General features: G+C 41.5%; 23 protein-coding genes and 1 pseudogene. 17 read left to right on the top strand and 7 right to left on the bottom strand.

Going from position 1 to position 21,657, the window contains the following annotated elements:
• Positions 1-43 precede the first annotated feature (43 nt).
• The 3 genes from KO511_RS07295 to KO511_RS07285 all read left to right on the top strand — a co-directional run bounded on the left by KO511_RS07295 (position 44) and on the right by KO511_RS07285 (position 1,769).
• Positions 44-349 (top strand): c-type cytochrome, encoded by a 306-nt coding sequence (locus tag KO511_RS07295; protein WP_436840213.1) that lies wholly within the window; start codon positions 44-46, stop codon positions 347-349.
• A 179-nt stretch (positions 350-528) separates the two neighbouring features.
• Positions 529-867 carry a nitrogen regulatory protein P-II gene (glnB, locus tag KO511_RS07290; RefSeq protein WP_215986799.1) on the top strand — a complete coding sequence of 113 codons (339 nt, stop codon included), beginning with the start codon at positions 529-531 and terminating at the stop codon, positions 865-867.
• Positions 868-896: 29 nt separating this feature from the next.
• Positions 897-1,769: an endonuclease/exonuclease/phosphatase family protein gene (locus KO511_RS07285; protein WP_215986798.1), complete on the top strand. Its 873-nt coding sequence runs from the start codon at positions 897-899 to the stop codon at positions 1,767-1,769.
• A gap of 9 nt (positions 1,770-1,778) precedes the next feature.
• Here the strand turns inward: KO511_RS07285 and KO511_RS07280 are convergent, their stop codons facing one another.
• Positions 1,779-3,329: a lytic transglycosylase gene (locus tag KO511_RS07280; RefSeq protein ID WP_215986797.1), complete on the bottom strand. Its 1,551-nt coding sequence runs from the start codon at positions 3,327-3,329 to the stop codon at positions 1,779-1,781.
• 70 nt (positions 3,330-3,399) lie between these two features.
• The gene (gloB, locus tag KO511_RS07275; protein ID WP_215986796.1) at positions 3,400-4,161 is read right to left on the bottom strand and encodes a hydroxyacylglutathione hydrolase; all 762 of its coding nucleotides are present in this window, start codon (positions 4,159-4,161) and stop codon (positions 3,400-3,402) included.
• A 39-nt stretch (positions 4,162-4,200) separates the two neighbouring features.
• Here gloB and KO511_RS07270 point away from each other — a divergent pair, with 39 nt between their 5' ends.
• Positions 4,201-4,929: a class I SAM-dependent methyltransferase gene (locus KO511_RS07270; RefSeq protein WP_215986795.1), complete on the top strand. Its 729-nt coding sequence runs from the start codon at positions 4,201-4,203 to the stop codon at positions 4,927-4,929.
• A gap of 7 nt (positions 4,930-4,936) precedes the next feature.
• Here the strand turns inward: KO511_RS07270 and rnhA are convergent, their stop codons facing one another.
• Positions 4,937-5,401, bottom strand: coding sequence for a ribonuclease HI (gene rnhA / locus KO511_RS07265; RefSeq protein WP_215986794.1), 465 nt, complete (start codon positions 5,399-5,401; stop codon positions 4,937-4,939).
• 56 nt (positions 5,402-5,457) lie between these two features.
• Here rnhA and dnaQ point away from each other — a divergent pair, with 56 nt between their 5' ends.
• Positions 5,458-6,201: a DNA polymerase III subunit epsilon gene (dnaQ, locus tag KO511_RS07260; protein ID WP_215986793.1), complete on the top strand. Its 744-nt coding sequence runs from the start codon at positions 5,458-5,460 to the stop codon at positions 6,199-6,201.
• An 8-nt stretch (positions 6,202-6,209) separates the two neighbouring features.
• Positions 6,210-7,463, top strand: coding sequence for a TIGR03503 family protein (locus KO511_RS07255; RefSeq protein ID WP_215986792.1), 1,254 nt, complete (start codon positions 6,210-6,212; stop codon positions 7,461-7,463).
• A gap of 75 nt (positions 7,464-7,538) precedes the next feature.
• On the opposite strand, the gene fadE is transcribed toward KO511_RS07255, so the two are convergent.
• Complete coding sequence (fadE, locus tag KO511_RS07250) at positions 7,539-9,989, bottom strand: acyl-CoA dehydrogenase FadE (RefSeq protein WP_215986791.1); 2,451 nt, start codon at positions 9,987-9,989, stop codon at positions 7,539-7,541.
• Positions 9,990-10,296: 307 nt separating this feature from the next.
• Between fadE and lpcA the strand changes: the two genes are divergently transcribed.
• Positions 10,297-10,875, top strand: coding sequence for a D-sedoheptulose 7-phosphate isomerase (gene lpcA, locus KO511_RS07245; RefSeq protein WP_125320551.1), 579 nt, complete (start codon positions 10,297-10,299; stop codon positions 10,873-10,875).
• An 88-nt stretch (positions 10,876-10,963) separates the two neighbouring features.
• Positions 10,964-11,809 carry a class II glutamine amidotransferase gene (locus tag KO511_RS07240; RefSeq protein WP_215986790.1) on the top strand — a complete coding sequence of 282 codons (846 nt, stop codon included), beginning with the start codon at positions 10,964-10,966 and terminating at the stop codon, positions 11,807-11,809.
• A gap of 77 nt (positions 11,810-11,886) precedes the next feature.
• Here KO511_RS07240 and KO511_RS07235 read toward each other — a convergent pair whose 3' ends face one another.
• Positions 11,887-13,602 carry a proline--tRNA ligase gene (locus KO511_RS07235; RefSeq protein WP_215986789.1) on the bottom strand — a complete coding sequence of 572 codons (1,716 nt, stop codon included), beginning with the start codon at positions 13,600-13,602 and terminating at the stop codon, positions 11,887-11,889.
• 109 nt (positions 13,603-13,711) lie between these two features.
• A complete protein-coding gene (gene tsaA, locus KO511_RS07230) occupies positions 13,712-14,407 on the bottom strand; it encodes a tRNA (N6-threonylcarbamoyladenosine(37)-N6)-methyltransferase TrmO (protein ID WP_215986788.1) in 696 nt (231 codons plus the stop codon).
• A 115-nt stretch (positions 14,408-14,522) separates the two neighbouring features.
• Here tsaA and KO511_RS07225 point away from each other — a divergent pair, with 115 nt between their 5' ends.
• From KO511_RS07225 to KO511_RS07210, 4 genes are all read left to right on the top strand, one after another.
• Positions 14,523-14,783: a type B 50S ribosomal protein L31 gene (locus KO511_RS07225; RefSeq protein ID WP_215986787.1), complete on the top strand. Its 261-nt coding sequence runs from the start codon at positions 14,523-14,525 to the stop codon at positions 14,781-14,783.
• Complete coding sequence (ykgO, locus tag KO511_RS07220; protein WP_125320556.1) at positions 14,784-14,909, top strand: type B 50S ribosomal protein L36; 126 nt, start codon at positions 14,784-14,786, stop codon at positions 14,907-14,909.
• A 211-nt stretch (positions 14,910-15,120) separates the two neighbouring features.
• A complete protein-coding gene (locus KO511_RS07215; protein WP_215986786.1) occupies positions 15,121-16,713 on the top strand; it encodes an AbgT family transporter in 1,593 nt (530 codons plus the stop codon).
• A gap of 612 nt (positions 16,714-17,325) precedes the next feature.
• A complete protein-coding gene (locus tag KO511_RS07210; protein WP_215986785.1) occupies positions 17,326-18,066 on the top strand; it encodes a helix-turn-helix transcriptional regulator in 741 nt (246 codons plus the stop codon).
• Here the strand turns inward: KO511_RS07210 and KO511_RS07205 are convergent.
• Entirely contained in the window at positions 18,063-18,515 is a 453-nt protein-coding gene (locus KO511_RS07205) for a hypothetical protein (RefSeq protein WP_215986784.1), read from the bottom strand. The two genes, KO511_RS07210 and KO511_RS07205, sit on opposite strands and share 4 nt — an antisense overlap.
• 245 nt (positions 18,516-18,760) lie before the next feature.
• Between KO511_RS07205 and KO511_RS07200 the strand changes: the two genes are divergently transcribed.
• From KO511_RS07200 to KO511_RS07185, 5 genes and pseudogenes are all read left to right on the top strand, one after another.
• Positions 18,761-18,955, top strand: coding sequence for a hypothetical protein (locus tag KO511_RS07200; protein ID WP_252724273.1), 195 nt, complete (start codon positions 18,761-18,763; stop codon positions 18,953-18,955).
• 215 nt (positions 18,956-19,170) lie between these two features.
• Positions 19,171-19,821, top strand: coding sequence for a hypothetical protein (locus KO511_RS07195; protein ID WP_215986783.1), 651 nt, complete (start codon positions 19,171-19,173; stop codon positions 19,819-19,821).
• Between the two features lie 124 nt (positions 19,822-19,945).
• Positions 19,946-20,581: a hypothetical protein gene (locus KO511_RS07190; protein WP_215986782.1), complete on the top strand. Its 636-nt coding sequence runs from the start codon at positions 19,946-19,948 to the stop codon at positions 20,579-20,581.
• Between the two features lie 318 nt (positions 20,582-20,899).
• The gene (locus KO511_RS22260) at positions 20,900-21,130 is read left to right on the top strand and encodes a hypothetical protein (RefSeq protein WP_252724280.1); all 231 of its coding nucleotides are present in this window, start codon (positions 20,900-20,902) and stop codon (positions 21,128-21,130) included.
• 6 nt (positions 21,131-21,136) lie between these two features.
• A pseudogene (locus KO511_RS07185) lies at positions 21,137-21,657 on the top strand (hypothetical protein); the annotation flags it as partial.

Raw genomic sequence — 21,657 nt, 5'->3', positions numbered from 1 at the left:
CACATGAAAATAGTGAATATAATAAGGAAGCGCAATGAATAAAATGGTAACTGGAATCGTTATTGGGGCGAGTCTAATCGCTGGAACAGCCATCGCAGCTGGTGATATAGCCGCGGGTAAAACTAAGTCGGCAGTCTGTGCTGCTTGTCATGGCGCTGATGGTATTGCTGTCATCCCAGGCTATCCAAACCTTAAAGGACAGAATGAGCAGTATATTATCTCATCAGTTAAAGCCTATAAAGCGAAGCAGCGTAATGGCGGTTTAGCGGTAGTAATGCAGGCTCAGGCTGCTATGTTAAGTGATGCTGATATTGAAAACCTAGCGGCGTATTACTCAAGTTTAAAGTAGGTTGATCTAAAGGTACTATTGGCCCGAGCAATAATAGTCTTTCCCTTTTTTATTTGTTTACACCTGTATTTAAGGTAAGCAAACATATAATAAGGTGTGTAGACTTGAGTTGCTTGGGCTTTTTATTGTTTGTTGAGCATGGGATAATGGCACCAGCTTTTGAAGATTAAGGGATGAACATGAAAAAAATAGAAGCCATTATTAAACCGTTTAAGTTAGATGATGTGCGAGAGGCTCTCGCAGAAGTTGGTATAACAGGTATGACTGTCTCAGAAGTAAAGGGTTTTGGTCGTCAGAAAGGTCATACAGAATTATATCGTGGTGCTGAATACATGGTTGATTTCTTGCCTAAAGTAAAACTTGAGATCGTGGTGGCTGATGATGTTGCCGATCAATGTGTTGATACCATAATCGATACGGCTCAAACGGGTAAAATTGGTGACGGTAAAATTTTCATTACTGACGTTGAACGTGTAGTGCGCATACGGACCGGTGAAGAGGATGAAGAGGCTATTTAGCCTTGATTGATCTACTGGTGGAGAATTGAATGAAAAGCAAGTGGCTTCTACTTGGTCTATTGGCCGTAGTCTTGGGTGGGATTATAGGATTCAATACGGTCTTTTTTCTGCCCAGTCAGCCACAAATTGCTCTAATATCACCGTCAAGTGAAGCATTTTCTCCATATTGTGTTGAAATATCATCGGGCAGTATACTTGACGATAAAGGCCAATTAAGTTTGTTAGTGTGGAACATTTACAAGCAAAATAAAGATAATTGGCAGCAAAGTTTGCAATCTTATACCCAGAATAAACAATTAGTATTGCTTCAAGAATCTAGTCTTACCTCGGATCTAAAAGATTGGTTGAAATCTCAACAGTGGAATGCTTATCAAGTTGACGCATTTGAGATTTTTAATACCAGTGTTGGAGTGCTCAGCTTGTCGAAAGCTATACCTCAAAAAGCATGTGCTTTTACCGAGTTAGAGCCTTGGCTTCGCCTACCCAAGTCAGCACTTTATACTAATTATCGTCTTTCTAATGGTGAACTATTAGCCGTTATTAATATCCATGCAGTGAATTTTACCTACGGTACTCGCGAGTATCAGAGGCAACTTGATACACTGACAGATTTAATTGAGTTGCATCGTGGCCCCATTATTGTCGCTGGTGACTTTAATAGTTGGAGTGAGACTCGGATTGCTGTCGTTGAGAAAGCTCTTAATAAGTTAGACCTCAAGGAAGTCGATTATTCTCCAGATAATCGAAGTCAGTTTGTTACTGGGTATGCACTTGATCATGTATTCTATCGGGGATTAAAGTTGCTTAGAGCAGAAGCATCGCCATCGGATGCTTCTGATCATAACCCTATCGAAGTATTTTTTGAGTTAATAAATCCTGAAACGATTCAACCTTCACCGTGAGTCAAAAGCCTAAACACTGACTTTGGTGACATCTACGTATAATTTTAGCTTTTGACCGGGTTGTAAATACTTCTGTTTACTTAATTGGTTCCATTTGACAATATCATTCGACTTGACCCGAAACTTATTCGCGATGGCACTGATAGTGTCGCCATTCTTAACGCTGTAAAAGACGGTTCGAATCACGGCTCCGTCAGAAGTATTCTTCCAGATCACCAAGTTCTGGCCCACACGCAAGGTATCTTTGGGGCCGATACTGTTCCACTTAGCAAGAGACTGATAAGAGATTTTATTTGCCTTGGCGATACTCCATAGACTATCTCCAGAGCGAACAGTATGAGTGACCTTATACTGACCTCGTGATTTTTCTTGGGTTCTCGCTAACCTGTTACTTGCACTTAGTGTGTAGACATTATCGTCTTTGGTTGATGTCGGAACCATTAAAAATTGCCCGATTCTGATAGAATCATTGGTCAAGGCGTTAGCATTTTTAATGACATTAGTTGTGGTATTGTATTGATTGGCAATCTCGCTAAGACTATCTCCTGATTTTACCTTATATCGCACCAATCTCATCCCTTTTCCACGATTTTCGGCGATGTTTCTCTTGAATTTTTCGATAGTGTCTACTGGCAGGAGTAATTGATGTGGACCAGTTGGGGCGGTAGCCCATTGATTATAAGCAGGGTTTAAACTTTGTACTTGTTTGACGCTGATACCGGCATAACGAGCGGCAATTGCTAAATCAAGCTGTTCCTGAGGATCAAAAAGTTCAACTGCAGGTTTGTTAGCGATTGGTGGGATATCAATATCATACTTGTCTTGATTGGCCATTATATCGGCTAGGGCCAATAATTTTGGAACATACCCACTAGTTTCTTCCGGTAGGTCAAGCGAAAAAAAATCGATAGGTTTACCTAGCCTTTGGTTTTTTCTAATCGCACTAGAGACTCTCCCACCACCACTATTGTAAGCTGCAATAGCATGGGACCAGTTACCATCAAAACGAGCATTGAGTGCGGTGAGGTAATCTAAAGCTGCGTCTGTTGAAGCGGCAACATCTCGGCGTCCATCATACCAGTAATTTTGCTTGAGCCCGTAATATTTCCCTGTGTCTGGTACAAACTGCCACAGACCCGCTGCGCTTCCATGAGAATAAGCAAAAGCGTCAAATGAGCTTTCTACTATCGGTAGCAGTGCGAGTTCTAGTGGCAGATCTCGTTGCTCGATTTTTTGGGTGATGAGGAATAAAAAAGGTTGTGCTCGTTCAGAGACCGTTTTTAAGTGTCCAGGATGTTTTAAATACCAAGTGCGATAGTAGTTGACCATTTTGTCGTCTGGTATAGCGAAGTTGAGCTGCATGGCAATGCGTTGCCATAGATCCTCTTGAGATTGAGGCGATACACTAAATTCGCTACTCGTATTTTTTGTGGTGTGGCTTGAATTTAGCTCAGACAGATTTTCGGTGTTTTGAGAAGGTAATTCTTTGTTTTCTGATTGCTGGGTAAGCTGACATCCAGTCAGTAGCAGAGCTAATATCCAGCTGTGTTTTACTCGCATTTCACAACCCTTTTTCTTTTTGGCTGCTGATAATACTTGTCTAAATACGGTGCTGACAAGTTACAACACGTCAAAATTCGTTCTTCCACTCACGTAATGCAGTAAAAATCGCCAGTGAACTATTTGAATGAGGTGTTCGATTAGCCACCGAGCGAATGATTCTGGGTTGATCTGTTCTAACAAATGGATTGATTTGTTTTTCTTTGCCAATCGTGGTTGGTAGAGTGGGCTTATTTTGTGCTCTAAGACGATTGACTTCATCACGATACTTAAGGAGTGCTTGGTTGTCCGGTTCAACCGCTAAAGCAAAGGCGATATTGCTAGCTGTATACTCATGAGCGCAGTAGACCTCGGTTTCTTCTGGTAATGCCATCAGTTTGTCTAACGAGCTATGCATTTGAGTCATCGTGCCTTCAAATACTCTACCGCATCCAGCTGAGAACATCACATCTCCACAAAAAAGTTTACCGTCTCCTACATAACCAATATGCCCTTTAGTATGGCCTTCTAAACCTAGCACCAAGAAAATTTCACCAAATAGTTCGATTTGTTCACCGACTTCGACTGGATGAGTTAAGGTTGGTACAGGTTCATTAATTGGGCCAACTACGTCAATATTTGGGAAGCGTCTTACAAGTTCTGGTACACCACCAATATGGTCATTGTGATGATGGGTAATTAGAATGGCATCTAAAGCTAGATTATTTTCCTCTAGGTATTTTATTACCGGACCTGCATCCCCAGGGTCAACAACAGCACAACGCTGATCGCTATTTTTAATCAGCCAGATGTAATTATCATTGAATGCGGGTATGCTTTTGATATCTAACATGGTTGTTTCTCCGATTACCAAGAGTAAAGCAGGTTAAGTATGAAGCCAGCACGAAGTTTTAAGAAGCTTGAAAAGCCTCATTCATGGTCTCAGCTTAAGAATGGCCAGTGGGTCAGTGAATCAATACAAACTCGTATTGATGAATGGTGCCCAAAGCTATTTGGTTATCATATGCTTAAGCTGGGTGGACTCAGCTGCGAGTTAACCAGCTTTAATTGTAATATTCAACATCAAGTTCACCTCGATATTCAAAACCCCTTGCATAATGTGATTGCAGATAGCTTCAACTTACCATTTCTAGAAAAAAGCTTTGATGTAGTTGTATTAGCGCATCAACTTGATTACTGCAATGACCCGCATAGAATGCTCCGAGAAGTTGATCGAGTAATGATTGATGATGGTTACGTCATCATTACGGGTTTTAACCCAATAAGCCTTACAGGGTTATCTAGTTTGATGCCTTGGCGAAAAAATAATTTACCCTGGAGTGGGCGCATGTTTACTCCTAGTAGAATTCGAGATTGGCTTAATATTCTGAATTATCAAGTCATCGATTGCGATCGGTATGCTTTATTTCCAATGGAAAACTACCGCACTGTGTGGACTTGGCTAGAAAATAGCTTAGGAGATTGGGCTAACCCAGTAGGCAGTCTTTATTTTATTGTGGCACGCAAAAGAAGTTATCCACTTAAGCTAATTAAGCCTCACTGGAAACTTAAGAGAAAGTTGACGCCAGTTGGGATCAACTACAAAGTATCCGATGAGTAAGACGATTCTAGTTCGCTTGATAGCCAGTGTCTTCTTCTGTTGGGTTTTCAGCTGCTGATCGAGCTAATTCATCACACATTTCATTTTCTCTGTGCCCAGCATGGCCTTTGACCCAGCGCCAGTCTATTTGATGGCGTGTGCTTTCTTTATCGAGAGCTTTCCAAAGGTCTGAGTTCTTAACTGGTTTTTTATCAGAGGTTTTCCAGTCGCGCTTTTTCCAGTTATGTATCCATTGGGTGATACCTTGACGCACATATTGACTATCCGTCGTCAAAACGACATCACAGGGTTCTTTGAGCGTTTGCAAGGCAACAATGGTCGCCATCATTTCCATACGGTTATTGGTGGTAAGTGTATAGCCATTGCTGAATGTTTTTTCTACTTGTTTGTAGCGCATTACAATGCCATAGCCACCTGGACCTGGATTACCTAAGCAAGATCCATCTGTAAAAATTTCCACCAGTTTCGTCATGATTTGATACTATTGGGTTAAGCGTAGAATTTGTATAGTCTGACACAAAATTTGTTATGAATACCAGCAACAATTCCAATCACAATCGCATTGTCGTTCTCGATACCGAAACTACGGGTATGAATCGAGAAGGTGGCCCCCATTATCAAGGTCATCGCATTATTGAAATCGGCGCCGTTGAGATAATCAACCGCAAGCTAACAGGGCGTCATTTCCACGTATACCTTAAACCTGATCGCGCTATTCAGTCAGAAGCGATAGAAGTGCATGGTATCACGGATGAATTTCTTGTTGATAAACCTGAATATCGTGATGTACATGAGGAATTCTTAGCATTCATTAGCGGGGCAGAATTAGTCGCGCACAATGCGCCTTTTGACACGGGTTTTATGGATCATGAATTTTCAATGTTGGATCCCAGCATTGGCAAAACACATGACTATTGTCGAGTGACCGATACACTTGCGATGGCGAAGAAAATCTTCCCAGGTAAGCGTAATAACCTTGATATATTATGTGATCGATATGGTATAGACAACTCGCATCGTACGCTCCATGGCGCTTTGCTGGATGCTGAAATTTTGTCTGATGTATACTTACTGATGACAGGTGGCCAGACATCGTTGCAGTTTAGCTCAAGTTACTCAGCTGAAGGTGAATTGGGAGGCGAGTCAATAAAACGAGTGTCTAGTGGACGAAAATCGCTAAAGGTTATCGCTGCAACGGCCGATGAATTAAAAGCACACAATGAACGATTAGACATAGTGGAGACAAGCGGTAGCTGCCTCTGGCGTCAGTAGGAGAAGAAATGTTGAAGGTTTTGTTAGTCTTACTTGGCTTATTAGTCAGTATTTCTGCTTACGCAGAGGAATCTTCAATGTCTTTACTAGATAATCGTTTTCGAGTGGATTCTACTATTGAACAAATTACGTTTGTAGTATATAGAGCTGAGCGTTCTAAGCCCGTGGTTCTTGTGCGTCCGGATGGTAAAAAGTATTACGCTTTTCGAAAACCAGATAATGTTCGTTGGTATCAAGAACCTTCAATGGACATTATTTCTATTAATAACCCAATGGCTGGTCCATGGCAGGCAATTGGTAAGATCACACCCAAAAATAAAATCATTTTGATTTCACACCTAGAGCTCATCACGGATAAAATGCCGACTCGACTGTTTCAGGGGGAGCAAATTAAATTCTCTGCACAGCTGAAGTCAGATGATAAACCTTTGATCATGAGAGATTTCCTAGATCGAGTCAATCTTCTGGTGACTTTCACCAAGTATATTGAAAATGAAGCTTCATTGATCAAAGAGGCAAGACCGATAGCTTATAAAATCGGTGATTTCTCTGATGACGGAATGGGCTTAGATGAAGTTGCTGGAGATGGGGTGTTTACCGTTTCACTGAATATATCCCCAGTCCCGGGGAAATACCGCGTTCGTATTACCTCAGGTAATGGCGTTTTTCTTCGGGCACAAGAGCAGGAAGTGTTAGTTTACCCAACGCCAATACAAACTACCTTTATCCAAAGCCGCGTAGAAGGAAAAGAGCATATGGTGGCGGTGGCTGGTGAGCAGGGCATGATTGAACCTGGTAGTATTGCCGCTCAAATAGAGCACAAATCGCCTGATGGCTCAGAACTGGTTATCGCAGAGAGTGCGAAGGAAGACGCCGAGAGAGTTTTATTACCTATCCCGTATAATGGTGATATCGGAAACTACTCTTGGGCTGGGCGAGCATTTGCTACCGAATTAGCCTCTGGACGACCTCTTGTTTTCCCAGTTAAAAATCAGACTTATAGCGTTTTGGAAGAGGTCGATATTGCCGAAACTCGCCGGCTTCAGGAAGAAGAGCGGATGAAACAGCAGAAATTAATGGAAGAAATGCGGCTGCTTGAACTTCGTGAGGAAAAGCGTACTAAGACAATCATTATGATATCTGTTGCTAATATTGTGGTGATTCTTATTGGTTTGGCAATGTGGTTTGGGATAGGTAAGTTAAAGTTAAGGCCTAAGAAAGAAGAGATTCCTGAAATGCAATTAGAGATGCCGAAGAAGTAGTAAGCGAAACGGTGCTGAAGTGATTAAGGATAAATAGATAAGGGCTGCGTATGCGGCCCTTATACATATAGCTTGTTAAGCAACTTCATCCATCAGAGGAAAGACCTCACTTGGCATGGCTGCCAAGTCCTTTGGGTCAAAGTCATCCACATTGATCACATAGAGACGATGCTGCTCAGCATTACGCAACAATTGAGCGTCATCAGAATCAATAATCCCTTTTTCTAAGCCAATATCAGCAATTAGATCCAAGTTTAAGAATGGACGCCTCTCATCCAGTGCTTTACACACCTTGTTGAAAATCGGCTCAGCTTGCAAAATAACATGTAACGCTTGTTCAACTCTACCAGCTGGATTGAATTCACTCGCTTGGAAGTATTGGTTACGACCCAGGCGTTCACGTGTAGCTGAAGGAGTTTGAAGTATTTGTGCTACTTCGCTGTCTAATTGATCACTGGGTGCTTTTCTAACCAGACCAAAGGGAAGGGTTATTACCCTTAAAGCCTTACCTAGCCATTTGTTGGGAAAGTTAACCAAAAGCTCGTCAATCGCTGCTTCAGCTTGTTTGAGGCTATCTTGAAGCCCCCAATGTAATAATGGTAAGTCTTCAGCAATTCGGCCATCGCTTTCAAATCTTTTTAGAGTGGCAGAGCTAAGATAAAGTTGGCTTAATATATCCCCTAAACGAGCGGAAAGACGTTCTTTACGTTTTAGAGAACCACCCAAAACAGCCATCGATACGTCTGATAGGAAGGCAATGTTCGCACTGTAGCGATTGAGCTGTTGATAGTAACGGCTGGTTGAATCGTTGACAGGAGAATCAGAAAAGCGACCATCGGTCAGCCCGAGCCAGAAACTGCGAACAAGGTTGCTAAGAGTAAAACTAACGTGGCCTGCTAAGGCTGAGTCAAATTTATCGAGGGCATCGGAAGCATCTGAGTAAGCCGCATCCATCTCTTCAAGTACATATGGGTGACAGCGAATGGCGCCTTGGCCGTAAATAATCATTGAACGAGTGAGAATGTTTGCACCTTCAACGGTGACGGCAATAGGAGCTCCTTGATAGCTTCGAGCAAGAAAGTTAGAGGGGCCCAAACAGATCCCCTTGCCGCCCAAAATATCCATTGCATCGATGATGCTTTGTTGGCCACGGTGGGTGCAGTGGTATTTCACAATCGCAGATATTACTGATGGTTTTTCTCCAAGATCAATCCCCGCGACCGTAAGGTTACTTGCTGCATCCATCACATAAGCATTACCACCTAAGCGAGCTAGCGGCTCTTCAATACCTTCCATTTGACCTATTGGTTGTTTGAACTGGCGACGGATTCGAGCGTAGGCACCTGTTGCCAGTGCCGCTGTTTTAATTCCTCCGGTTGAATTAGAGGGTAAGGTAATTCCTCGTCCAACGGATAAACACTCGACTAGCATTCGCCAACCTTGGCCAGCCATTTTTGGGCCACCAATGATGAAATCTAATGGAACGAATAAACCTTCACCACGAGTAGGGCCATTTTGGAAAGGTACATTGAGTGGGAAATGTCGGTTACCGATCTCAACACCAGTTAGGTTGGTAGGGATAAGGGCACATGTGATCCCCACTTCTTGCTGATCCCCTAATAAACCTTCAGGATCGCGTAATTTAAATGCTAGGCCAAGAACCGTCGCTATAGGGGCCAATGTGATATAGCGTTTGTTCCAAGTTAGGCGCATTCCAACCACTTCTTTACCTTCCCACTCACCTTTACAAACGACACCAAAATCTGGAATCGAACCTGCATCGGATCCTGCTTCAGGGCTAGTCAGAGCAAAACACGGGATCTCTTTTCCTTCGGCTAGTCTAGGCAAATAGTAATCTTTTTGATCTTTTGTTCCGTAATGTTGCAGAAGTTCTCCTGGTCCTAGTGAATTTGGTACACCGACGGTGGAAGACAGTACAGAAGATACCCCTGTGAGTTTTTGTAGAACTAAAGACTGTGCATAAGCAGAAAATTCTAAGCCCCCATACTTTTTCTTTATGATCATGGCGAAAAACTGGTTATCTTTCAGGTATTGCCAAACCTGTGGTGGTAAATCAGCTAATTCATGAGTGACTTGATAGTCGTTTACCATGGCACAGACTTCATTGACTGGCCCATCTAGAAAGGCTTGCTCCTCAGCAGTTAACTGGGGCGCTTGGATATCATGTAACTGTTGCCAATTTGGTTTGCCTTTGAATAACTCTGCTTCCCACCATACCGTTCCAGCATCTAACGCTTCTTTCTCTGTTTGTGACATTTCAGGCAGTACTTTTCTAAACACAGTGAGTGCTTTTTTACTGATGAGGGATTGTCGTATTGAGGGGATAGTAAGAATGGCAGCCGCTACTATGAACAGAATCCAGCTAACTGACCCAGCAGCGCCAAAGACAGAAAGTACTAATAAAGTTGCAGTAAGAGCAGCCATGGATTTAACCAAGGTAGTTCGGTGATACAGACAGACTGCCAGTACAGCAGAAAATCCAAGTATAGAAATCAAAGTGTCCATAGTTAATGTTCCTTGTTCAGCGTGTTGTATTTATTTATACGCTGTAATTCCAGTAGAGGTCCAACCAGTTTTATTGTAATTAAAATATTAAATAAATGTAAAACAAAAATGTGCTTAAAAATGATCTTGATAGAGTAAAAAACCTAAAAATGAAGAGACCGACGATTTTTTGGGGTTAGGAACACAATAAATGCGGAATTGTTTACTGGAATCTATCGACAGTAGGGATTGTTTGAGTAAACTCTGAGTATGACGATGACGACAGTTAATGTCGGCTTTTTAAGACTCAATAATTAGAGAACAACCTATGTATCAGGATCTGATTAAAAACGAATTAACTGAAGCTGCTGAAGTATTAAATGCCTTTCTTAGTGACGACACTAATATCGCACAGATTGAAGCGGCAGCTAAGATGCTTGCTGAGTCATTTAAGCAAGGTGGTAAGGTATTATCTTGTGGTAACGGAGGCTCGCATTGTGATGCTATGCATTTTGCTGAAGAACTCACTGGGCGTTACCGTGAAAATCGGCCAGGATTTCCTGGTATTGCGATTTCAGATCCTAGCCATTTATCTTGTGTCAGCAATGACTTTGGTTATGATCATGTGTTTTCTCGTTATGTTGAAGCGGTTGGTTCTAAAGGTGATGTGCTGTTTGGGCTATCCACTTCTGGCAATTCAGGTAACATTCTTAAAGCCATTGAAGCTTCTAAAGCTAAAGGAATGAAAACGATTGCACTTACTGGTAAAGACGGTGGCAAAATGGCGGGTCTAGCGGATATTGAAATTCGTGTGCCGCATTTTGGTTATGCTGATCGTATTCAGGAAGTTCATATCAAGATCATCCACATAGTGATTCAGCTAATTGAAAAAGAGATGGAACAATAACTCTTCTATATGGTTAAGGGTTAATCAAGCTTATATAATACCAGTGTTTAGCGCTGGTATTGTTGTTTTATAAGGAGCTTTTTGAGCTATGTGTGAACTGCTCGGAATGAGCGCCAATGTGCCAACCGATATCTGTTTTAGTTTTACTGGATTGATGCAACGTGGTGGAAATACGGGTCCGCACCGTGATGGTTGGGGAATTACGTTTTACGAAGGTAAAGGCTTTCGTAATTTCAAAGATCCAAATCCAAGTTGTGATTCAAAAATTGCAGAATTGGTTCAGAACTACCCGATTAAAAGCTGCGCTGTTATTAGTCATATTCGCCAGGCAAATCGTGGTGCGGTTAATCTTGAAAATACACACCCGTTTACTCGTGAATTATGGGGCCGCTATTGGACATTTGCGCATAATGGCCAACTAAGTGAATACCATGATTTGGTCACGGGGCGGCACCGCCCTGTTGGCCAGACGGATAGCGAATTGTCTTTTTGCTGGCTATTAAAGCAAATGGAGGATAATTACCCTGAACCACCACAAAATATGGCAGGTGTGTTTAAGTTGATTGCGAAATGCTGTGATCAGCTGCGTGAGAAAGGGGTATTTAATATGTTGCTGTCAGATGGTGAATATGTAATGACTTACTGTACTAACCATTTGTATTGGATCACTCGCCGGGCTCCATTTGGTAAAGCTTCTCTTATTGATGAAGATATTGAAATCAATTTTCAGGAAGAAACGACGCCAAACGATGTAGTGACGGTTATCGCAACACAGCCATTGACCGACAATGAAGAATGGCACCGTATGAAGCCGGGAGAGTTTGGGTTATTTCATTGCGGAGAACTAACTGACGGTAATGCGGATGAATTGCAAGGCGTCCCTTTTGCGCCTAAAAAAGTGAAAAACCAAGCCCCTAAAGAACCATTAGAGTAATTGGTATAAGCATACCGTTAAAATGAGAAAGGCTGATGTATTAATATCAGCCTTTTGTTTAGCGGTTTGTCTATTGGTTAAACCAATTGCTCTTTTAGGTGGGCAATGATTTCAGCGATAGCAATCGATGTTTTATCACCAGTACGGCGATTTTTATATTCGAAGTTACCTTCTTTCATACTGCGATCGCCAATCACTATAGTGTGAGGTATACCGATAAGTTCCATATCAGAGAACATAACACCTGGGCGCTCTTTACGGTCGTCGAATAGGACTTCAATACCCATTGCAGTCAATTCTGTATACAGTTTTTCAGCTGCTGCTTTGACTTCTTCAGATTTATGCATGTTCATTGGAACAATCGCGACTTGGAAAGGTGCCAGCGCATCTGGCCAAATAATGCCATTTTTGTCGTGGTTTTGTTCAATAGCAGAAGCCACAACACGTGATACGCCAATACCGTAACAGCCCATCTCTAGAATGGCATTCTTGCCATCAGGACCTAGAACTCCACAGTTCATTGCTTGAGAGTATGTGCTGCCTAACTGGAAGATATGGCCCACTTCAATACCACGTTTAAGCATCAGTGTTCCTTTGCCGCAAGGACTCGGATCGCCTTCTACTACGTTACGTAGATCTTCAACTTGGTCTAGCTCTACATCACGGCCCCAGTTGATGCCAAAATAGTGCTTATCATCAATGTTAGCACCAGCGCCAAAGTCGCTCATTGCAGCTACTGTGCGATCTACAATAAAGGGCAGCTTGAGATTAACAGGACCTAGTGAACCTGGGCCTGCGCCAATAAGTGCACGAATTTCTTCTTCGGTCGCCATTGTTAAAGGCGCAGCCACTTGAGCAAGGTTTTCTGCTTTGACTTCGTTTAGTTCATGATCGCCGCGAATGATAAGCGCGATAATATCGGCATCAACTTCTTCTGATGCTTTGACGAACAGTGTTTTCACTGTTTTTTCAATGGATAGGCCATGTTGCTCTACAAGTTCGGCGATGGTTTTTGCGTTTGGTGTATCAACCATCGTCATATCTTGGCTAGGAGCAGCGCGATCGCCAACAGGAGCGGCTGCTTCAGCTTTCTCAATGTTTGCTGCATAGTCAGACTCGGTCGAGAAGGCTATTAGATCTTCACCGCTTTCTGCCAGTACGTGGAACTCTTGCGAACCACTACCACCGATAGCGCCAGAGTCGGCGAGTACAGGGCGATATCCAAGCCCCATACGATCGAATGCTTTGCAGTATGCGTCATGCATGGCATCGTAAGACTTTTGTAAGCCCTCTTTGTCGATATCAAAGCTGTAGGCATCCATCATGCAAAATTCACGTGCGCGCATCACGCCAAAGCGAGGGCGGCGTTCGTCACGGAACTTGGTCTGAATTTGATACAAATTAATAGGTAGCTGTTTGTATGAACTCACTTCGTTACGTACAAGGCTAGTGATCACTTCTTCAGCTGTTGGGCTAAGAATAAACGGACGTGTATGACGGTCAGTAAAGCGAAGTAGCTCAGGGCCCATTTTCTCACTGCGGCCTGTCTCTTCCCAAAGTTCAAACGGCTGAACCACGGGCATCAAAGTTTCGACTGCTCCTGCATTGTCGATTTCTTGACGAACGATGTTTTCGACTTTACGCAGTACGCGTAGACCAGTAGGTAGCCAGGTGTAAAGACCTGAAGCCAGCTTACGGATCATACCTGCACGTAGCATGAGCTGGTGGCTCACGACTTCTGCGTCGTTTGGAGTCTCCTTCAAAGTAGAAAGAAGATAATTACTGGTACGCATTAATTTTATCCGTTTATTAAAGTTAGTGTCTCCAGCCAAAATGGGCAGGAGTATTGAATTCCCATCAGGGAAATAGTCAGCCGTTTATAATATCAGCCAAAAGCCTTTGTCAAAAGCATTCAATTGCAGTAACGGTTACTAAGTCATTTTTGACGATAAATTTTACGTTTAAATCGAACAAATTGACGGCATATTCTTTAGTATCAGGTTTATTCTTTTTATAAGCGGGCCTAGGGTCTTGCGCCAGAACTTGTTCGATGACTGTTTTGACGATACTAGCATCACTGCGCTGTTCTAATATGTGAAGCGCTGCTTCTGAGAAGTTGATGGGCAAGGTTATGGGTTCTTCTTCAGCGTAGCCACCATTGGCACAAGCAATAGAGTCTGAGTAGGGAATATAGGGTTTGATATCGATAATTGGCGTATTATTGACTAAGTCGACGTTACCTAGCTCGATATAGATTTGTTCCCCCATTTTAGTGATGCCTTTCATTTCAACCGCTGACATACCTATACCATTGGGCCTAAAAGTAGAACGAGACGCAAACACCCCCACACGCTCATTACCACCTAATCTTGGTGGTCTAACAGTAGGTTTCCATCCGGCTTCTAAATTTTGATCAAATAGAAATAGCAGCCAAAGATGTGAAAACTGCTCTAGGCTTCTCACAGCATCAGGATTATTGGCTTCTCCCAATAATTTGACTCGAGAGGATGCAGCTGAAACCAAATTCGGTTGACGAGGCACGGCAAACTTTTCTTTATAGGGAGTCTCAATAAAACCGATTGGTTTTACAGAATACATATTTTTCTCTCAGGGCAAGGGGGGCAATAAAAGTACCACAAAAACACTAGTAATACTTGTTGATAGTCGTTATCATTTGTTATGTTATAACATACTTATGAGTGGAGGAGTATTTATGCAAGATAACATTCACCCTGAATACAGAACCGTGGTATTTCATGATACCAGTATTGATGAATATTTTTTAATTGGGTCGACCTTAAAAACGGATCGTACGATTGAATGGCAAGATGGGAACACCTATCCCTATTTTACTATTGAGGTTTCATCTAAATCACACCCTTTTTATACTGGTAAGCAACGTGTTATTCATCAGGAAGGTCGAGTGGCTAACTTTAAACGTCGCTTTGGACAATTTGCTAAAGGAGACGAGTAAATGAAAGTACTAAAATCTCTCAAGAGTGCAAAAAATCGCCATCCTGATTGCCAAATTGTAAAGAGAAAAGGGCGGCTGTATGTGATTTGCAAAGCTAACCCGCGCTTTAAAGCGGTTCAGCGTTAATTAATAAATGCACCCATGTAATTGATAATATTGTTTTTATTTTTATATGGGTGATGTCACTAGCTTTGAGCTTTATTCGCAAAAATATAATGATCAGGCTAACAACTTGTTACATTTACGACTTTTAATGGATTTCTTTGTCGAGTAACCTGCGCAGGTTTTGTTGATAAATTGTTACAAAACGCAGGAGCTACTTACAAGGAGAGAACAGATGACGTCGTCTGCTTCAGTTACACCTACACCTAACTCGCCTAAAAAGCCTATATTCACACGCTTTTTAGATATGGTTGAGTACTTAGGGAATCTACTGCCTCACCCCATCACATTGTTTGTGATACTTTGTGCCACTATATTAGTAGCATCAGGCATTGCTGGATATTTTGAACTTTCTGTTATTGACCCAAGACCTGAAGGTGTAAAAGGGCGAGCCGCTGACGGCATGATTCACGCAGTGAGTCTGCTTAATGCCGATGGCCTAGAGCTAATTGTCACCAATTTAGTGAAAAACTTTGTTGGCTTTGCGCCGCTTGGAACCGTTCTCGTTGCGCTATTGGGTGTTGCAATTGCTGAATACTCAGGACTACTTTCTGCTGTGATGCGCGGTATGGTGATGGGCGCTTCAAAGCGCATGGTCACCGTCACCGTTGTCTTTGCGGGTATTATCTCTAATACAGCTTCAGAGCTTGGTTATGTTGTCCTTATTCCTCTTGCAGCTATGCTCTTTCATTCTTTGGGGCGACACCCTCTAGCTGGTCTTGCGGCGGCCTTTGCCGGTGTCTCTGGCGGTTATTCTGCCAACTTGCTGATTGGTACTGTGGATCCATTGCTGTCAGGGATCACGGAAACGGCGGCGCAGCTGATTGACCCAAGCTATACGGTTGGTCCTGAAGTCAACTGGTACTTCATGTTTGTTTCAACCTTCTTTATCGCGGCCATGGGCGCTTTTGTAACGGAAAAGATTGTTGAGCCCAAATTGGGAAAATACAACGAAGACGAAGCGTCAGAAGATTTATCCCAAGATTCAATGGGTAAGCTAGCAGAGATTGAGAAAAAAGGCATGAAATGCGCCGGTATTGCACTTTTGGTTCTGTGTGCTTTGCTCGCTTGGACCATAGTGCCGGCCGATGGCATTTTACGCTCTGATGCAGGCACTGTGGCGGGTTCACCATTTTTGAAAAGTATCGTCGCCTTTATCTTTGTCTTTTTTGCTATTCCAGGGCTGGTTTACGGCAAAGTTGTCGGCACAATGAAAACTGACCGTGATGTGATTGATGCCATGTCAAAGTCGATGTCTTCAATGGGCACGTATATTGTACTGGTGTTTTTCGCCGCCCAGTTTGTCGCATTTTTCAAGTGGACAAACTTTGGTCAAGTATTTGCTGTGTCGGGTGCCACCTTTTTGCAAGAAATTGGTTTAACAGGGCCTATGCTGTTTTTTGCCTTTATTTTGATGTGCGGCTTTATCAACTTGATGATTGGCTCTGCTTCGGCTCAGTGGGCAGTGACTGCGCCTATCTTTGTGCCTATGCTGATGCTGGTTGGCTACGCGCCAGAAACCATTCAAGCGGCGTATCGTATTGGTGATTCGACCACCAATATTATCACGCCTATGATGAGCTACTTCGCTCTTATTCTGGCGGTAGCGACGCGCTATATGAAAAACCTTGGTATTGGCACCCTAATCGCCACTATGCTGCCTTACTCACTGTGTTTTATCGTCGGCTGGAGCCTACTCTTTTATCTATGGGTATTTGTGTTTGGCCTACCTGTTGGCCCGGGCGCGGCAACCTACTACACGCCGTAACCATATAAAGTCCAAACCTTTAATCGATTTAGCCCCTAAACGCTTTGGCGTTTAGGGGCTTTTATGTATTTGAGGATTTGTACACTTGAAATCTGTAGGGGGGCGTTTTTCCTCAATAAAGGATTTAGCCTATATCACTCAGTGGCAGATAGCACCATTGAATTAGTATTTCTTTTGTTAACAACATTTTTCCTGAGTCCAGTTGGCTGAGTCATTATAAACTTCTTTTAGTTTTCGGGTACTAAAGCTTATGTATTGTTAACATCTTCTTTAGTATTATCAAGTTAGATGATGTTAATAACATTCTGATTTTTATAATAATTAATAGATACAGTGCTTTTTGAGATACATTATGGAAACCATCATCTAACAAGGCAGCTGAGCTACGGACAAATTAGCTAAAAAGCTTGCCTCACAAAAGAATTGTGAGGCATTTACCTAGGAAGGTTATAGATAATAGTACAATTTGGCTTGGAGCTTACCCCGGTACTATTTTAGGAACAGCCCGAAGTAGTAAGAACTTAGGGTAAGTTAAAGCTGTTTATACAAAAATCCTAAATTTAGGGTTGATTGGTACATATCCACAAACCGAATAATTAAGTTGTTAACTCAATGAAATCAAAGTCGAATTCAGAACTATCGCTCAGAAAAGATTCAGCAATAAAATCTGATTGTGAGTCACTGAAAGAAAAAATAAATATTGACCTATACAGCTTATATATTGAAAGCAATAGAAATGTATCGGTGATTTCAAATTTGCCTTCAGATGTAAAGAAAATATATAGAAAGGAGAACTTATACCTTATCGACCCTATGTTGAATAACGATAAGGAAGGGGTGTTTATGACTAAAAATAATAGAGACCCTCAAGAAGTGGAGTTTAACGAAAAATTAGGAAAATGTTTCAATATCAATAATTTATATGCTAGGTCATCGATTGTTGGTTCGATGAAGGTTTCGTTTGTTCTGGGGAGTTTTTGTCAGGAAGGTAGTTTGTATTTCAATGAGGTTAAAGATAAAGCTGTGATTAAATTTTCAAAGTACATGCTTAAGAAGTACATTCATGAAATCTCGGTAGAAATGGAAGAAGTAAAGTTGTCCCCACTTATTTTGAATCCAGAGACAATCGCAGGACAGCTCTTTAATGATAGCCCTATTGAAAAGCCCAATTATGGAGAACTGTCATGCTTATCTCTAGCAAAAGATGGGATAGACGTGACAGAAATATCTAAGATTACTGGATATAAAGTATCTACCGTACATAGTAACCTTAAAAATGCGCGCCTAAAGTTAGGGGCAAAAAAAACCATCGATGCAGCGATAAAAGCTATCAATCTTGGTTGGATAGCTTAGCTAAGTGCTAAGTCTATATCAGCTAACTCGGGATATTGACTAAATTCACGTATTATAGTTTTCGTCGAGTTTATCACTTTGTCTCTCAATTCACTAAAATGAAGTTGATTATCGTGCGGTTTCCATGGGACGGTGACAATACATGAGATAGACTGGTTTCTATGACTCAATGAAAAGGAAAAAAGGTTGTAGTATCCGTGGCCTGCCATTTTTTTAATGTAGTTTGAGGTATATTCCCCCAATTCATTTGGATAACAAACTCGGCCAGGGTTTTGCTCAGTGAAATCAAACGTGTCATCAATTTTATCGTATTGATTTTGGTAATAGATGTCTTTGTAAGCGCAAGGCATATTGGAGATAATCTGGCTTTGTTCCCCATTGGTAAGTTTTAGCGAAAGATATAAGTCTTCCACCTTTATTTTGTTGTTAATTTTTGTAGTGATACTCATAATTATCTTAAATTCAGTCTCTTACAGGAAGAGAAAGTAATGGCTAGCACTCTTTGAGTCAATAGAAGAGTGTTGCCCGCTAAAGTTCTATTGGTGTATGCCCTAAATTTAACCTGGAGAAGTGGTTATCCTGCAATGGCTACTCTCATCTGTTAAACAATGTTCACCAATCTTATGCGCATTTCTATTTTTGTTTTCAAGCTGCGGTAGAAGGCCTTGGTGCAGCGTTAGGTTCTTATCCGCTTGTGGTTGATGATATAAAAAGGGGGAATTTAGTCGCCCCATTTGGGTTTGGTTTATTTGGCCATAAATACATTTTGCTTGGCTTAGAGAAAACACCTGATGAAGCAGAGCAAAAGTTCACTCATTGGCTGCAAACCAGCCTGCGCTCCTGTGCTCCAACCGAGTCCGAAAGAAACGGCCTGTTTGCCGCGAAATAACACCCATCGATACGTTTTTGCTGCTAATGGCTTTCATTTATCTTGGCTAGCATATTGATGCTGGGGGAATGGATCAAAGATTAGATTTTGGGACTGGAGTGTTTTTGCCCCTTTCTGCGTAGAGTCGTTGATTGTAACATTTCTAACCACTGTTATTTGACCTAGCTTTTCTAATAACTCAATATGTGACTGGTTGATTACTTTGGTCTCATCTTATGAATCAAGAGTTATATGTGCTTAGTTTGGTATTTTCGTGTATCGCTTTAATCGTATCTGGGGTAACTGCCTGGCTTACCTTCTTTAGAAAAGGAAAGCTGTTGATGTCGCAGCCAACAGTGATTTTTTTGGGTCCTGATGGTTCTCTTTTTGACAGTGGAAAAAATAAAGTTTACTTGCGAACATTACTCTTTAGTACTGCAAAACGAGGCCAAGTAATAGAGAGCATCCATGTATCTTTACAACGACACGAGTCTAAACAAAATTTCAACATTTGGGTATATGGCGATAAAGGTGAGTTAAAACGAGGTAGCGGTCTTTATGTTCCGCAAGAGGGTGTAACATTCGATCATCACTTTCTATTGCCAGCAGATGGTGTAGATTTTGTCTTCCTAGCAGGCTCTTACCGTCTTATGGTTTTTGCCAAACTTGTAGGTAACCCAATGCCAGAGAAGCTATCAGAAATAAGTTTAGTGGTTAGCGAATCACAAGCAGAAAGCCTGTCACAACCGAATAGAGGTCTTTACTTTGATTGGGGGCCAGATCAGCAAACTTATTATGCACATATAAAGGAGAAGCCTGAAAAAGAAGCTAATATCGAGGATTTTCTTAAGGTAATTTCTAATAAATCAGCTCAACTAACTGATTGATAAAAAGTGAAAAATATATAAGCGGTAAGGTTGGATAAATATCCACTTGTGTAATAGGTTTCGTAAAGCAATCAATTCAAGAATATTATCTGTGCTGTGCGTTGTCAGAGGAAAATTACAAAGAATGAACTGGATACCGGGCAATACTAAACAAGGAACATTTACTATTGTAGTTTTTATCCTACTACTAGTATGTATCCAAGTTGGATTCTATATAAATGATTCAGCAGAGTATTTTTCGGAAAATCTTTTGCCAGAACTCACAGGAATGTTGTTCGAGCTTTGCATTATATTGTTCATCATAGATCGCTGGCAGGAACAAAACCGAATACAGCTTTTAATTGTAAAAGAGAAGCGCTTGCGCGAGTACCTAATTTTTTTCTTACGACACGGTTTTAAAACATTACCTCGTAAATATCGTGTAGGTGCTTTTTATGGTGAAGAACATACACAGAACATTGAGTACTTAGACAGTTTGTTCGAATTTATTAAAGAAAATGGTTTAGCAACTCAAGAGATAGACGCAATCAAAGCTCAATGTGACATTGAACTAAATACTTTTGGTAATTTGCTTCCTGTAGCATCCGAGTTAACAGATGATCACTTCAAAGCGTGGTCTCGTATCGTGTTTTTCATGGTAAGGCTATCTAAGAATTTGGGTGATGATGAAGAGAGTATTAAATACATAATCATAAATATTAAACGTTATGAAAACGCGTCACACGATAATGGTATATACGTTGGTTCAAAAGGTGTATAACAAATTCATCAGCACCATTAATATGGATATCAAGCTATCAACTGCCATATTTTTAGTTATCTCTCATTTAGCAATTTATAAAATTAACTAACAACGTTCTGTCCAAAAGTCATAATCAGAACCCACTCTGGTTATGTTAACGCTTACTACCTCTACCAATATTTACTCTTTAAAACCGAATGCAAAGCGTTACTTTGAGCGTTTCAGTAGTCAAAATGACTATTTCGTTGGTTAATGCATCAAAATGCTTTATTAGGTATGATAACTAGCTGAAACTATTGGTATCATCCCTTTTATTTTTTCTATAAGCGAACTTATATGCGGTATAAATCTTTCCCATATGCCCCTGAAGAAAGGCAAGAAACCACAAGAGAAAGAGCGGCACGTCACCGGCAACAGCGCAGAGAAGAATTAACCTATACAGAGAAGGATGAGAAACGTTGGGCTGAGAACCGTGAACGGGTTATTGCTGAGCGCGAAAAAGCAGCACGAGTTTTTGAACTTGGCTGGTTGCAGTCGCCAACTACTCAACTTCAAGAGGCTTTATGAGCAAGTTTGTTTACTGCTGAAACTAAGGAAGATCAAAAGCAGTATATCAAAAGCTGTAATTCACACCTTAACGAGCCTGTTCGAGAGGGTGAGATTGTGCTTCTTCCGACAACAAAGCCGAAAACACCAGAAGATAAGAAGCTGCTTGATGAGTGGCTTGAGCAAGCAAAGATTGCCAGTAAAGAATTAGGAAAGCTTCTGGATGAGGAAGTTGATACCCTGAACCGTCACTTTGAATTGTTTTCTTATCAGTTGGAAGAGCGAATTAAATCAGATGGTTTACCTAGCGACTATTATGCTCAAGTAGCGACAGGTGTAGGGACTACATCGGCACTTGTTGAGCAAAATATGAAAAACATCCAAGGCGTGCTTTTAGAAATAAATGATTTGTACGCTTCTCAAGTAGCGATGGCAAGCAGAACAGGCGGGGTCAACTACGGAACCTTTGTTTCTGAACGTGCGGGCCTATTTAAAAAGCTTGATGGCTCATTTGCCATGCTGTCTAAACGTAGCGTTCAACTCCCTAT

It is taken from the genome of Vibrio hepatarius, from assembly GCF_018860525.1.
Lineage (GTDB): Bacteria > Pseudomonadota > Gammaproteobacteria > Enterobacterales > Vibrionaceae > Vibrio > Vibrio hepatarius_B.
Note: the sequence above shows the minus strand (reverse complement) of the source record. Positions and strands in the feature narration are given on the sequence as shown.

What these genes read in the sequence shown, in the direction of transcription:
- KO511_RS07190 (WP_215986782.1), top strand. Translation starts at nt 19,946, where the DNA reads ATGAACTGGATACCGGGCAATACTAAACAAGGAACATTTACTATTGTA.
- KO511_RS07270 (WP_215986795.1), top strand. Translation starts at nt 4,201, where the DNA reads ATGAAGCCAGCACGAAGTTTTAAGAAGCTTGAAAAGCCTCATTCATGG.
- KO511_RS07215 (WP_215986786.1), top strand. Translation starts at nt 15,121, where the DNA reads ATGACGTCGTCTGCTTCAGTTACACCTACACCTAACTCGCCTAAAAAG.
- glnB (WP_215986799.1), top strand. Translation starts at nt 529, where the DNA reads ATGAAAAAAATAGAAGCCATTATTAAACCGTTTAAGTTAGATGATGTG.
- KO511_RS07285 (WP_215986798.1), top strand. Translation starts at nt 897, where the DNA reads ATGAAAAGCAAGTGGCTTCTACTTGGTCTATTGGCCGTAGTCTTGGGT.
- lpcA (WP_125320551.1), top strand. Translation starts at nt 10,297, where the DNA reads ATGTATCAGGATCTGATTAAAAACGAATTAACTGAAGCTGCTGAAGTA.
- ykgO (WP_125320556.1), top strand. Translation starts at nt 14,784, where the DNA reads ATGAAAGTACTAAAATCTCTCAAGAGTGCAAAAAATCGCCATCCTGAT.
- KO511_RS07255 (WP_215986792.1), top strand. Translation starts at nt 6,210, where the DNA reads ATGTTGAAGGTTTTGTTAGTCTTACTTGGCTTATTAGTCAGTATTTCT.
- gloB (WP_215986796.1), bottom strand. Translation starts at nt 4,161, where the DNA reads ATGTTAGATATCAAAAGCATACCCGCATTCAATGATAATTACATCTGG.
- KO511_RS07240 (WP_215986790.1), top strand. Translation starts at nt 10,964, where the DNA reads ATGTGTGAACTGCTCGGAATGAGCGCCAATGTGCCAACCGATATCTGT.
- KO511_RS07280 (WP_215986797.1), bottom strand. Translation starts at nt 3,329, where the DNA reads ATGCGAGTAAAACACAGCTGGATATTAGCTCTGCTACTGACTGGATGT.
- KO511_RS07210 (WP_215986785.1), top strand. Translation starts at nt 17,326, where the DNA reads ATGAAATCAAAGTCGAATTCAGAACTATCGCTCAGAAAAGATTCAGCA.
- KO511_RS07205 (WP_215986784.1), bottom strand. Translation starts at nt 18,515, where the DNA reads ATGAGTATCACTACAAAAATTAACAACAAAATAAAGGTGGAAGACTTA.
- KO511_RS22260 (WP_252724280.1), top strand. Translation starts at nt 20,900, where the DNA reads ATGCGGTATAAATCTTTCCCATATGCCCCTGAAGAAAGGCAAGAAACC.
- fadE (WP_215986791.1), bottom strand. Translation starts at nt 9,989, where the DNA reads ATGGACACTTTGATTTCTATACTTGGATTTTCTGCTGTACTGGCAGTC.
- KO511_RS07295 (WP_436840213.1), top strand. Translation starts at nt 44, where the DNA reads ATGGTAACTGGAATCGTTATTGGGGCGAGTCTAATCGCTGGAACAGCC.
- KO511_RS07225 (WP_215986787.1), top strand. Translation starts at nt 14,523, where the DNA reads ATGCAAGATAACATTCACCCTGAATACAGAACCGTGGTATTTCATGAT.
- rnhA (WP_215986794.1), bottom strand. Translation starts at nt 5,401, where the DNA reads ATGACGAAACTGGTGGAAATTTTTACAGATGGATCTTGCTTAGGTAAT.
- KO511_RS07235 (WP_215986789.1), bottom strand. Translation starts at nt 13,602, where the DNA reads ATGCGTACCAGTAATTATCTTCTTTCTACTTTGAAGGAGACTCCAAAC.
- dnaQ (WP_215986793.1), top strand. Translation starts at nt 5,458, where the DNA reads ATGAATACCAGCAACAATTCCAATCACAATCGCATTGTCGTTCTCGAT.
- tsaA (WP_215986788.1), bottom strand. Translation starts at nt 14,407, where the DNA reads ATGTATTCTGTAAAACCAATCGGTTTTATTGAGACTCCCTATAAAGAA.
- KO511_RS07195 (WP_215986783.1), top strand. Translation starts at nt 19,171, where the DNA reads ATGAATCAAGAGTTATATGTGCTTAGTTTGGTATTTTCGTGTATCGCT.